The organism is Lysinibacillus sp. VIII_CA, assembly GCF_049943995.1.
Lineage (GTDB): Bacteria > Bacillota > Bacilli > Bacillales_A > Planococcaceae > Lysinibacillus > Lysinibacillus pinottii.
Map to the genome: position 1 here is coordinate 61,638 of NZ_JBNFXM010000017.1, position 13,426 is coordinate 75,063.

At 34.8% G+C, this 13,426-nt stretch carries 11 protein-coding genes; 7 read left to right on the forward strand and 4 right to left on the reverse strand.

Annotation, left to right across the window (positions count from 1 at the left end):
• Positions 1-33: 33 nt before the first annotated feature.
• The 4 genes from ACP3VS_RS18535 to ACP3VS_RS18550 form a co-directional block, all read right to left on the reverse strand.
• Positions 34-258 (reverse strand): hypothetical protein, encoded by a 225-nt coding sequence (locus ACP3VS_RS18535; protein WP_426389545.1) that lies wholly within the window; start codon positions 256-258, stop codon positions 34-36.
• A gap of 18 nt (positions 259-276) precedes the next feature.
• Positions 277-795: a hypothetical protein gene (locus ACP3VS_RS18540; RefSeq protein ID WP_197223598.1), complete on the reverse strand. Its 519-nt coding sequence runs from the start codon at positions 793-795 to the stop codon at positions 277-279.
• A 29-nt stretch (positions 796-824) separates the two neighbouring features.
• Positions 825-2,111, reverse strand: a complete 1,287-nt coding sequence (locus ACP3VS_RS18545; protein WP_197223599.1) for a hypothetical protein — start codon at positions 2,109-2,111, stop codon at positions 825-827.
• Between the two features lie 148 nt (positions 2,112-2,259).
• Complete coding sequence (locus ACP3VS_RS18550; RefSeq protein ID WP_197223600.1) at positions 2,260-2,520, reverse strand: hypothetical protein; 261 nt, start codon at positions 2,518-2,520, stop codon at positions 2,260-2,262.
• 640 nt (positions 2,521-3,160) lie between these two features.
• Between ACP3VS_RS18550 and ACP3VS_RS18555 the strand changes: the two genes are divergently transcribed.
• The 7 genes from ACP3VS_RS18555 to ACP3VS_RS18585 all read left to right on the forward strand — a co-directional run bounded on the left by ACP3VS_RS18555 (position 3,161) and on the right by ACP3VS_RS18585 (position 13,423).
• On the forward strand, positions 3,161-4,522 hold the full coding sequence (locus ACP3VS_RS18555; protein ID WP_426389547.1) for a replication-relaxation family protein: 1,362 nt from the start codon (positions 3,161-3,163) through the stop codon (positions 4,520-4,522).
• Positions 4,522-7,248 carry a type IV secretory system conjugative DNA transfer family protein gene (locus tag ACP3VS_RS18560; protein ID WP_426389549.1) on the forward strand — a complete coding sequence of 909 codons (2,727 nt, stop codon included), beginning with the start codon at positions 4,522-4,524 and terminating at the stop codon, positions 7,246-7,248. Before ACP3VS_RS18555 ends, ACP3VS_RS18560 begins: the two co-directional genes overlap by 1 nt.
• A gap of 228 nt (positions 7,249-7,476) precedes the next feature.
• Positions 7,477-8,361: a hypothetical protein gene (locus ACP3VS_RS18565; protein ID WP_197223603.1), complete on the forward strand. Its 885-nt coding sequence runs from the start codon at positions 7,477-7,479 to the stop codon at positions 8,359-8,361.
• On the forward strand, positions 8,309-9,367 hold the full coding sequence (locus tag ACP3VS_RS18570) for a replication-relaxation family protein (protein ID WP_197223604.1): 1,059 nt from the start codon (positions 8,309-8,311) through the stop codon (positions 9,365-9,367). Before ACP3VS_RS18565 ends, ACP3VS_RS18570 begins: the two co-directional genes overlap by 53 nt.
• Before the next feature lie 680 nt (positions 9,368-10,047).
• Positions 10,048-11,628 carry a hypothetical protein gene (locus ACP3VS_RS18575; protein WP_426389551.1) on the forward strand — a complete coding sequence of 527 codons (1,581 nt, stop codon included), beginning with the start codon at positions 10,048-10,050 and terminating at the stop codon, positions 11,626-11,628.
• 54 nt (positions 11,629-11,682) lie between these two features.
• Positions 11,683-12,183, forward strand: a complete 501-nt coding sequence (locus ACP3VS_RS18580; RefSeq protein WP_197223606.1) for a hypothetical protein — start codon at positions 11,683-11,685, stop codon at positions 12,181-12,183.
• Positions 12,184-12,202: 19 nt separating this feature from the next.
• On the forward strand, positions 12,203-13,423 hold the full coding sequence (locus tag ACP3VS_RS18585; protein ID WP_426389553.1) for an S-layer homology domain-containing protein: 1,221 nt from the start codon (positions 12,203-12,205) through the stop codon (positions 13,421-13,423).
• Positions 13,424-13,426 lie beyond the last annotated feature (3 nt).

Sequence of the window (13,426 nt, forward strand, 5' to 3'; positions counted from 1 at the left end):
TTTTTAATTTAATGTGTTCTGAATATAATTACATCAATCATTTACTAAAAAAACACAAAGGATAGACATATCTTCTTCAAACGACATGTACTTAGAAAAAACTAAATTTTTAGATTGTCCAGATACTTTGAGTATCTCATTAGCAATATTTAATGTTTTATCTTTAATTACATCTTCTGGCTGATTAAATTCTTCTTTGCTAAGTTCAATGTTAAACTCAAACTTAATATTATTAAAACTGCAAGCTGTTACTTTCATCTTAAATCCTCCATAAATCTAAGACTTTGTTGATTGTAATAATGCAAAAGCAGCATCCAGGTTAGCTGGTTTTGGCTGTTTTTTTTCTGTCTCTATCTCGCTTTGTGAAGGTGACGAGGTTACGGTATGCTCTTGGATAGGATTTTCTTGAGCACTTGTCTTGTTTTCAATAATAGAGGAGGAAGAAACATTTAAGAATGTTCGTTTTATTCCTTCCTCATTCTCAGAGATCAACATTTTTATAAATTTCTTTAATACTTCTTGGTAGTAATGGGTTGAAAGTAACTCGTTTTCATATTGAGTAAGAAAATCAAAATTGTTTGCTGAATTTGTGTTGTTTGATTTTTCAACAGGATTCGGTGAAAAACCCTTCCATGATTTTAACCCAGCCAAAATAAGTTCTTCTGTCAATTTGTTTCTACTAAGAGGAGAATCACCTAATATTCTATTGAATTCATCAATCCAAGTAGCACTACGAGAAGGGGTAAAAGAAGTACTTTGCCCTGGTACATATATATTTTTATTGGGGTTTGTCATAATTCAATCCACCTTTCGTAGGTCATAGTTTATTGTTTAACAGCATCTTGTTGTTTAGATAGGTTCATTAAGTATGCGGCTATTGTATAAGATTTGCTTGTGAAGTACTGAGATGTTTTTAAGTCAGGAACTTTTATCCCTTCATCTTTCAGTTTGTTCAAACCACCTAAATAACCGAATAGAACACCGCCACCAACAGCAATCATATGCTCAGTATTAGCATTCAACCAAGCCCCTTGCAAAGCCTCGATTTGAGTATTTGCATAATCTGTCATATGTTTCTTAACGTGTTTAGTAATGTCTACATTTTTTTGGTTTGCCCAGCTAAAAGTGAATTTTACTTCCTCGTCGTTAATTTCTCCTGTTTCAAAATTAACAACTTTCTTTATTACTGGTTTAACAATTTTCTTCATAAATGTTTCTCGTGAAGTTAATTCAGCTGGCTTTAACTTTATGTTATTTTGTTTTTCAATGATTTCTCTTTGTTTTGAAAAAGCCTCATCATTGTAAACATCATTTATTATACGGTCAATGTATACATTCGTACCAGCGCTCCCGTTATTTGTGAACTGTCTTGTAAGAACTTTATCTAACCCTGACTGATTAAAGACTGCATAGTCGTTAGTGCCAGCACCCAAATCTGCAACAGTATAAGTTTGACCTTTAATTGGTTCAAAGAATTTATTCTCAACTAATACGTTTTTTTCAATATCATATTGTAATGCTAGTGCAGTAGTAACAGATTCAGCGTGTATTTGAGCTGTATCTTCTTCAATATTAATTTCAACACTTTTATTGGCATATGGACCATCAATAAAATCAATTTTATGCTGTCCAATGAATCTAGATTTTAAAGATTGTTCTTGTTTTAAATAGTTCTCACTCGGTACACCAATTGATAAAGGTACATTAACGATAGTCTCGTCATTTTTTAGGGCAGCGATTGCCATACCTGTAAGAACAGGGATGATGAATAAAGCACGATTATCATCTGAGAATTTTGCATCTGCAGTTTCATCTTCAAGGTGTGGTTGTACTTTGTTCTCTGCGTTCTTAGCTAGTTCTCCAACGAACCAAGTTAAGTTGTTTTCACTACGATCAAGACTTCCGGAATTAACTCTGGCATGAATATAGTCTTCAGCAGGTATCTCAGTGTTACCGTCAACCCCTCCGCCATAATTAACCGCTGTAGCAGGAGCTTCTGCAATTACTGTAGCAATTTCAAAGTTATCGATGTTCCCATCCTTGTTGATAAAAGAAATCTTTGTAGTAATATTACCCGGATCTTTCCCTGCTTTTAATGTTACTGTACTCATAAAATTTTCCTCCTTCAAAGTTTAAAAAATTATTAATAGTTTAATTTAAACTAGTTCAAATGACTTTAAATTAAACTAGTTTAAAATCAACTAGTTTAAAATTAACTAGTTTAAATTGAACTAGTTGAACTTTATAGGTTAGATTAGACTAATCTTCTAAAAATGTCAAAACGAAGTCTCCATATTTTGTTGTTTCATATCCATTACTTCTTGCATCATTTTGACGTTGTGATTGGATGAGGATACCACCCTCTAATAACGCTAATAATTTGTAAGTCTTTTCTTGACTATAATTACTTTGTTGACGGATATCCTTAAATGAAATACCTGGATTACCCTTGATAAGTCTTAATAATTCTACCGATGGTTCATTCAGGTTATCGATAATTCTTTTAATTGGTACGTCCATATCTAAACCTCCTTTCAACAAATATCATACGATACTATACAGTATTGTATCATACTATACTATATGATACAACGTTTAGTTATATTCACTTCATTAAAGTTATATTAATATAATTAGTGAGAAAGGTTGTTCCAATGTTAAGTGAGACTGAAAATTTATTAGAAATAGATTTTATTAAAGGCTATGTTAATGATTACTTCATAGATAAACTAATTTATCAAAAATCATTTAACCATTAAATATGGGATATTTATTTCGCATGTTTGATATATGAACAATAGGTATATGAACCCGTTAATAGACCATAACCATTGATAACACTGGAATTACGAGTGTTTTTATATCCCTACTAAATACCCCTAAATAAACTACTCAATATCAAACTGGGAAATTGTTTTTTGGATACTCTATCGTTCATATATCGGAAATGCATGTTTACAGAATTATTTATTGGGTGCTGTAAGTGAAATTTCCTTGTTAGTATAACCATATTTGCAATATTAGATGTAAGTGATATAATTCAATTCAGAATATAAAAAAGCTTTTATAAACAAGTAAAAGGGAGTACCCCTAACGTTATGGACTATTTGTCCATTGTTAGGGGTACTCCCTTTTTTGTTCAGAAAGGAGGAGGTTATTAGTGAATTATGTATTCATAGAAGGGAAGAGTGAGGAGGTTTACCTAACTGATAGCATTCCAAATAGAGTCTCTGGAGCGTGTATCGAAAAAGAGGAATTAAGAATTCTGCATGTTATATTTACACACCGTATGGTACCCGCTGTTTGTATTCATAAGTTGTATAATGTTCATCGTCCAAACATGAGCAAAAGTTCAGTTTCAAATAGATTGAAAAGATTGGTGAAGATGAAAGTACTTCAGCGTAGGGAAAGTACTAGGACAAGGGATAGCTATTTTAAGGTTTATTATTACGGCATAACTGAAAGAGCATTTAAAGCTTTACAAATATGTGGGCTCACTACTGATAAAGCATTCCCTGATAGCAAGGAAATACGAATTCCGAATGATCATAACTTAGCAGCTATTCACTCTATGGTTGACTTATATGTAAGAAACCATTCTGAAAAAGAAAGATGTGATTTTGAGCTGCTAAGAGGGAGTAAACACCCGTTAATACAACGAAGCGATTTTAAAAATCTTCTAGTTCCTGATTATATCGTTGAACACGATAACTTAATGATATGCATTGAAGTCGATATGGGGACGGAGGTTATTTCAACGATAGTCAATAAATCAAGAAAATATGTACGCATTTCGGAGCAAGAACAGTTCAAAGGGAAAAATTTGATAGTGGTCTATTTGGTGATTTATGGTGAAGATAAGCGAAGTACAAGGCGTGTTCAAAACATCAAATCTTCGCATCTCCCAATAGCTGATGAGATTTCAAATATACCAATGTATGTAGCGGGTGTAGAGCAATTCTATCCACTTATACAACTTTTACTTTCAGGTACGTATCCTTTACAAGGAGATTTGAAAGATCAAGTTAATATGGATGCTTCTCTTTTGTTACGACTTCAATATCATCAATCAAAAGGGTGGAGATACCGTGTTCCATCTAAAGAGCAACTCTTACTAGAACAGCAGGATATAAGCAGCATTGCAGATATACCGCTCCAAGCAAATACGTTTTTTGAACCCAGAGGTGTGTTCAAAACCGTGGCCTTTATAGTTGGTGAGTTAACTAGTATTCAAACTTTCCTGCAAATGCAACGTTGTACTCAACTTTTTGCTAAAACAAATGAAGCGATCTTTATGGATGAGGTGTATCCCATTGAGATGGTAGTAACGTACCCACATATCTCTAATGATTTGCTAACTACAGAAGTAGCAAGCGTTCAACCAGTGATTGATTTATATTTCCAAACTTATGAAGAAGTGCTTTTTAGTATGAAGCAGAGTGGTACAGAAAGTCACCTTCAAAGTAATCGCCTTTCTGTAGAGTCGCCTTTGAAATTAGCATGGAAGGGAGTAATGTCTTAATGCAAATCGTATTAAGGAGTAAACACCAAAAAAGAAGCGGACTTTTAGGAAAACTATATTTAGTATGGACATTAAGAAAACACCGCTTCCCATTTTTGTTAGTAACATCGCTATTAGTAATAGGGCTACTCGCCGCTACCTACATTTGGGGTAATGTCTTCCATATGTTATGGAGCAGTATAAAAGGAACAGAGAATTTTTTATTGGGGCGCAGCAGAACGATCTCACTTGTGTCTGTGGTACTTGTAACCATACCGATAGTTATTTGTTATTTGCTTTCGTCTAGAGTTGAGCAATTCAGAAACAAATTAAAATACCCTAGAGCCCCTAAAGCCAGATTGGTATCATTTTGGATAACAGCATTAGTCATTATAGGAGCATTAACCTGGTATGGATTATCACGTACATACTTATACATCATACCGCTCCTAGAAACATTAATCGCAAATGGGCAAACATTGGCTATAAATGGCGTTATTGAAACTGTGATAGTAGAAATGGCTATATCACAAAGAGATATTCTATATTTCTTAATAATGTGTATTCCATTGGCGTTTGTAGGTTTTATCCTATTTTTCTTCATAACAAAATTCTATATACATGAGATGGAGTTGAAAGAAGCATTTTATAAATTCACATGGACAGGTAAATTGGTACAACGCTTCGACTGGATGCAAGAGACTGGATATTATCCTCATGTTATTTTAGGTCCAGATGCGGAGACTGGGGAATCGGTTAGATTATTCGGGTTTGATAGAACGTTAAATACAATAATTGTTGGCGCAATTGGAACAGGTAAAAGTGCAGCGTTAGGTCTTCCTGTTCTTTATACTGATTTTGACCATATGATTAAGTTTATTGATGAATATGAATACAACTTACAAAATGAAAATTACTGGTCTGAAGAAGTTAGTGGTCAGTATCTAAATGGAATTACTGTAGTTGAACCGTCAAATGATTTGTGTAAATCAGTTCTCCAAATAGCTAAAGCTCATGGTATTCCTGATGAAGCTATAACCTATATTGATCCTACAAATCCAGATACACCTTCAATTAATCCAATGAGAGGTCCAGTCCATAAAGTTGCTGAGGTATTTACTGAAGTAATAAGTGGATTATCTAGCAAAGATGGAGGTACAGATTATTTTGCACAAGCTCAACGAACACATCTAAAACAATATATATATTTATTAAAAGAACATGATCCAGCTATTGATGTAACATTCGATATGCTTTTAGAAATGTATAGTAATCCTGCTGTGGTTAGAGAAAAACATTTAAAATTAAAAGCAAGAATGCCAGAGAAAATAGGACGCCAATACTTTGAAACAAAAGATGAATATTACTATTGGCGAATTATAAAAGCAGTGGATAGCTGGTTTGAGAAAACCATTGTTAAAAAAAGAGACAGACGTGGTGAATTAGAATTAAATGAAAAAGGAGAACCAATCTACGTAGATGCTGAGGAGGAGCATGTAAAAGGATTAAGAAATACTTTAGATGATATTGGAACAAACCCACATCTTAGCAGAGTGTTACTAGGTACAAGTGATTTTGATTTTGATAGGCACTTTGAAATAGGGGGAGTGCTTTTGGTGAACACAGCCAAAGGTGATCTAGGTGCGCTTAGTAATGTATTTGGAAAAATGATGTTAATGAATATCCAAAATGCGATCTTTAGAAGAGAACCCTATGTATCGCCATATCATCATGTGCTGGCAGATGAAATACCCGAATATCTATATCCCCAATTTAAATCGTTACCTGCACAGTCACGTAAGTATAAGGCTATAATTTCTATTCTAATGCAAACAACATCTCAACTAGAGGATGAATTTGGTAGCACATTCAAAGATATAATATTAGCATCAATGCGTCAAAAAATGTTTTATGGAGATGCAACTGGTAAAGATGCAAAAGCCTTCTCTGAAATAGCGGGAGAAAGAATGGTGTATAAAGAAGGGGAGAGTGAAATGGAGACAAGTGCCATTCAGGAGGATCCTTCATCTAGAACAAACGCATCATACCAAAAACAAATTGAAGCGGTAATGTCAGCTAATAAGTTAATATATCAGGAGGCTTTTGCATGTGCGGTTAAGTTAGTAGATAATAATAATCCTATGCCGCTACAAATTGTAAGAGCTAATTTTGTTCCAAAACCATTGATGAAAAAAGCCAAAGTCCTTACAACGGAACATGCAATGAACTTTTGGATTAAAAAGCGGGAAGAATTTGGGTTGAAGTTTGCAACGAACTTTGAAAAGATTGAGAGTATAGAAGAAACGGAAGAGCAACGGAAAGATCTCCTTGAGGAATTGAATCTGCTAACGGTAGACGAACGAAAAGCTATTGAGCAAGAACAATATCTTGATGGTGTGAAACCAATTCAATACATGGTAAATGATACTGCAGTCATACGACCTGTTGAAAAGAAAGATATAAAACCACAAAATATGAAAGCTGAAGAGCATCCTTCAGAAGGAATACCAACTGTAGAGAAAACCTCTTTAGATTCATTAATCCCTATAGAACCGCTCCTGGATACTAGTAATATTGAAAAAGAAGAGCAATCTGTAGGTGAACCGGTGCAAGTAGTAGATACACCATTCACAAGTGATTTTGACCCATTTGCTGCTCTTATGCCACAAACCAAAAATCAATATGAATTTAAAGACTCTGTACCTAGTATGGAGGAAGAAAAAGAAATTCAGAATATATTCAAGTAGTAAAAAAGGGTTGCAAATAAATAGGGATTTAGATACTATAAATTTGTAACCTGTTTACTTTTATGTAAAATACAAAAACTAAAATTATGCGATTAAAGGGAGTACCCCTAGCAAAACTTAGACGTTTACTACGTCTATTTGTTAGGGAGTGCTCTCTTTTTTTGTATTCTTTACCCTGCAACACCACATTTTGTGATGACATACTAATGATAATTAAGGAGGTCTATTATGACGACAATAGAAAACGACATTATAAGAGAATTAGGTGATGCTTATCGGATGCAATCTGTGGTATACGGAATTGTTCGAGGACTTACCAAACGTAAAATGCCAGTTATGGAAGGCGATAAATTAGTATCTAAAGAGGTAGATGTTTTTCAAGTAATACTTCCTGGTAACGTAACAGGGTATTGTCCAGTTTCTGAATTTCGCTATACACAATTAAATCCTCGTGATTATGCAAACCACGTCGGACGAAAAGAGCCGTTTATTATCCAAGGATTAGATGAAGAAAATCAAATTGCAGTTATTTCTTGTGTGGCAGCTTTACGTAAAAAGGCTGATGCTTTTTGGTTATCAATTCAAAATACTCCAGATGAAGAGATTTTTGATACACCAGTGGTTGTAGATATAGTTCATTACAATACTGAAAAACGTATGATTTATGCCTTTTTAGAAGGTCAAGTTTGCTTCATGTATCCAAGGGATTGGAATTGGTCTGAACGCGGAGCATTGGATGTGCAAAATGGTGAACGTGTCGAGGTGAAAATAGTTCAATTAGATAGAGAAATGCGCCGTATTCGTTTATCACGTAAAGCAGCTTTGCCCGATCCATTTGAATTTATAAGTGATCTTAAATTGGGTGATTCAATCGCTGGGAAAGTAAGTGCAATTCATCCTGTTCATGGTATTTGGGTTCGTTTTGACAATGAAGCGGAATTAAAGGGAATTGTACCGCGTACTTTAGAGAATCCAAGCGTGGGTGATATAGTAAGCTGCCGAATTCAACAATTAAATGTGGAAGAAAGACGCGGTAAGGTATTGATTACTGGATACCCTAATGGTAAAAAACGTAATCAGGATATTACTGCTTTCTTGTATGGTAATGAGTAGTTTACCAAATAAAGAGTCATCCAATAGAAATGGTAATGACCGTACCATCTTTTATTCTGAAAATGGTACAGTGCCATTTTGGGATCATCCAAACTTTTTGACCCGCGCAGTTATACCAGACGAATACCAACCTATTACCCGTGTTGAACATGCGATAGAATTATCAAATCAAAATATACTCACAGAAGATGCTCTACGTGTATTAAAAGTTGTGGGAGATGCCCTCTGCGCTAATGAATCACAAATTAAACGATATATGAAAAGATACAATGAAAAGTTTGGCACTTCACATACAAGCCGAATATTACGCAAATTAGCTAAGTATGCCTTGGTTGAGCGCTATGACTGTCGTATCGCCTACCTAGAAGATGATGGCAGTGATTATCCAAAGCGTCCCGCTCCTTTTACTTTAGGAATCGGCGGAGTAAAGTTTTTGCAGCATTTCTATCCAGACATGCATTTCGTTCGCCCTGAAACGTGGAGACAATCACATGCAACTGTACAAAGGTATGTAGCTGTTAATGAATTTAGGTGTCAAGCTGCTCAGTCAGGGAACTTATTAGAATGGCGTTGGCACCCCCATATCGGAAATCATACGAATATTACAGTACCATTAGCTGTAGCGAGGGTGAAGAACACACAGCATAGTGGAGATATTCAAATAATTATGGAAAGAGCTCAATCGAGTCAGCATTTTGTTAATCATATAAAGCAGAGACTAGATTTATATAACTCTTTAATTCGTAAAGACCAAAAAATTATCATTGATCAAATGGAGCGGACAGCACCTCAAATTGTCATTATCAGCTGCGGAACATTAGAAATGGCCAAGAGGTTAAATGTTCAACTAGAATTAGACAAATATCAGTTTAATATATGGTTTGTAATGGATGAGTGGATTGAAGATAGTTATGGACTAGCAGGGGCTTTTGCAAGACCAATTAAAAAGGGGACAGAAAGTACATTAGAACGCTTTAAGTTCCCAGTGTTCACGACTAACAATTAATTGTATTAGTAATATATTCATGTTATACTTTGTCTGTACTCGTCAGAGTATAGGAAAAAATATTCGTATTTTTTCCTCTTTTCAAAGTTAGAGAGGCGGTTTCCCGCCGCTTCTCATTATCATGAATACATAACATGAATCCAAGAACCCACACATACAGAAGTGTGGTTTTTTTATACCCTTGTCTTTTAGTTGCTTAAGGAGAGTGTGAACGTGGAGAGGATATTTTCTAATGAACAATTAAAAAGTTTGAAGAATTTAGCGAGAGAGAATTTAACAAAGAAGAGAAAGAAAGATTTAGTAGCAATTACGTAATTAAAGTCATCTTTTTATCGATAATATTTGCATATTTAGCAGCGAATTTAGGACTCTATTTTATAAGATTTTTGTAAGTTGATGATCCCCCACATTATTATGTAGATATATCGTACCGTTAGAAATTTTAGTTTGTGGATATATATTCTTATTGTGAAAAACATTGGGAATGCTGTTGACTTTCAATATTGTTTTATCTATACTAAAAGTTGTAAAAGTTAATATTAACTAAAGAGGATTACCCTCATAGAGATAGCGAAGCTGTGCCTTCCTGTCTTTATGGGGGTTTTTTGTTTTTGTTTTTCAAAAGAACTGTCTCGAAGTGCGAACCTTATTATGGTTTCGTCTCTAGAAAGGAGGCATATATGCGAGAGCAGAAGGTTTTATTAGCTGTCGGCGAATCGAACTTAAGTGCATTAATTCGTAGTGAATTCACAGAGAGTAATTCTGACAAAAGTACCTATGATGTCCTCTATGATGAAGTGCTACATAGAAGATTTATTCAGCCGATGACTTTACAGTATCAACCAGATATTTTAATCATACATGATAGCTTTTTATCCTCTAGCTATACAGAGCAATTGGAGCGGGATGATGAAATTCTTAAAACCTTAAGAGAATTGAGAATGTCAGAAATTCAAACACGCATAATTTACATTTGCCAGCGTTCATCTAAAGATCAATTCTTAGGTCGCCTAGTTGCTCTCGGTGTGTATGATATCTTTCACCAACATCAATTTAGTTCAACAGCATTTAGGAGACAGCTCAGTGAGCCTAGCAAATTTTCAAATGTATCTCAATTCGGGGTAAGTCATGTCGAATTAGATTTACCTGAAGTAACAGTTCCTAATTCAATAGCCGATACGGAAGTAGACGAGGAGCCCGCTTCTCAAAGAGGAATTGTATCTGATCTACTACAGAAGTTACCTCCTTTCCGTAAAAGTGAAGAGAAAAATGTCTCTAACAATTCAGAACAAGATCCTGCAGTCAAAGAGAACGAAGGCGGAACAGGTCAGCTTTGTAATAAGGTTTCAGCAGATAATGAACCTGATACTGAACAATATTCAGATGAAGACCAGTTACTCACAGAAAAGGAAGAGAATTTAGATACATATGTTGATTCTCGCAACTATCTTTCAGTACCTTCGAAAATTATTGTTATAGGCTCTTTGTATCCTGGAGCGGGGTCAACCTTACTAGCTACTAACTTGGCCCGAATGATTGCTAAGAGGGAAGTAGATGTAGCATATGTCGAACATCCTTTTGTAAAGCCTTATATGTTCGATTATCTTCAGATTCATGTAGATGAAGTAGATGAATCTGAACCTTATAAGGATATAGCGAAGGAAATTGATGAACATGGCATGATTTTGTCCAAAGGCGCAGCCTTTAAGAAGCATGGAGTTCGTTGGTATGTAAATGATTCAAGGCATGAGATGCTTAAAGAGTTTTCCTATGAGCAACTTCTGACATTATCTCACGGTATCCAAGCTACAGTTTTAATCCTTGATATTTCTAACTTATGGTTAGAAAAAGGAATCCAGAAATTCCTTTATCTTGCTGATGCATTATATTTATGTGTTGAACCGGATCCAGTGAAAAATGATTGGGTATCGATTAATACACATGAAAAAAAGATTATGGAGTTTTTAACCGCTTCTGAACAATTAGAGCAGTTTCAATACGTTCTAATGAAAAATGTTACTAGTGTTGATATAAAGATGATAAAAGAAATGTTATACAAAAAACCTCTCACATCGGTACCATATTTTGATTATGCCGAAGTTAAACAAGCACTATTTAAATCTAAGTTTCTTTACGATGTTGGGTATGACAATGAATTTGAGAAGAGCCTTGAACCATTAATAAAGGATTTCCTTCCGAAGAAATTGTTACAGCTGAAGCGTAAGGAAAAAAGCCTATTGGGTAGATTTAGAAAAAATTAGTTGCAAGTTGTTGTTTTACCAAATATTAGTTATAATGAAAATATAGAGGTGTTCATGATAACCGAACATAATATCCTGACAGTTGTTATTGCTGTCTACATGCTCGTTAATTTGTACACAGACATAAGGTATTTGAAAACAAAAAACTTATGGCATGTACTTATATTGATTGTATTATTTACGATATCAATTATTAAGGGAGCCGTGTTCAACAGTGTTATAGCACTCTCTGTGGCATTTCTCGCAGGAATAGTTTTACGTAAGATACTGAGTACTTATGGAGCGGGTGACGTTAAAATGATTGCTATATTATTTATGGCCATCAGCCTTTTTAAAGAAAGTAAGTTAAGTCACCTTTATGGATTTCTCCTAATTTATATAGTAATTAGTTTCTTACATATAGCTGTTTTGAGAGGTGTTAGAAAAATTTCTAAAAGGGATTCCAAGCTAGGAGGTTATACACTTAGGGCAGATTATATTGTGGTCCCTGAAGCAGTACCGCTTTCAATAGCAACTTTTATTCTTTTATCTATTTATCATCTTAATATTAATTAATTTTTGGAGGGGTTTAATTATGAACAAAAAGAAAAGTGTATTTGTAATGGCATTAGCAGCAGCGGTGATGACACCGACTTTAACAGTATGTATGGATGTAGACGCAGCAACTACAAAATTTAAAGATGTTCCAAGTTCACACTGGGCATACCAAGCAATCAGCGAAGTTGCTGCTAAAGGTTTAGTAACAGGTTATACAGATGGAACATACAAACCATCAGCTCAAGTAACACGTGCAGAATTTGCAACATTCCTATCACGCGTATTCGATAGCAAAGAACGTCAAACTTCAACCTTTAAGGACGTAGAAAGCTCACATTGGGCAAACGATGCGATTCAAGAAGGTCTTGCTGTTGGATTCATTAAAGCTAGCGATTTCTCTAATAACAAGTTTGAACCTAATAAACCAATGACTCGAGGCGAAATGTCTAGATGGCTAGCGAATGGGTTGGCCCATGTAAATGCTGATTATGCCAAAGCGATTGAGGAAATGGCGAATTCAAGCCTTACACTTATTCCAATCCCTGAATTCTATAAAGGTGGAGTTAATAAGAAGGATTTACCGTATATCGGGGTAGCACTTGGTACTGGCTTGCTGTCAGGTTATGAGGATTTCTCATTCAAACCAAATGGCAATACAACACGTGCAGAAGTAGCAACTATCCTTATCCGCTTCATGGATGCAATGAAAAAAGCACCTTCCGATTTCACTGGATTGTCTGAGCTGAGAGAAGTAGCTAATACAGGTACAAACATTTTAACAATTACAAACTATAAAGTGAGATTTGGAGAATATAAAGACGTTCTAGGTAAACCACATACTTATTTGAATAACACAGGTGTAGGGACAATTGAACGTGCTATTTTTGTAGATACAACTGGCCCAAAAGCAAAAGGTATCTTCAAAGAAATGTTCTTCAATGAAGTTGACAATGCAATTGTATTAAATCGAAATATGTATAGTCTGTTCTATGAATATACATTAACCCCAAGTAAAGATGTAAGTTTCTTTTCTGTTGGAAATGGTTCAGATATGCAATTTGCGGGTGTTCAGAAGGTAGATAGACAGAAAGCACTGCAATTTGGATTTACAACTCCAAAGGATTCGGATGAAAAAATGTTTAAAAAGGGTGAAAAATATAAATATTGGGCAGAAAACAGAGCTAGTAATAAAGCTGGGAATTTACTAAATGGTCGTACTGATGATGACAGTAAGTTCGGTTATGCAATCCCTGAATAAAAG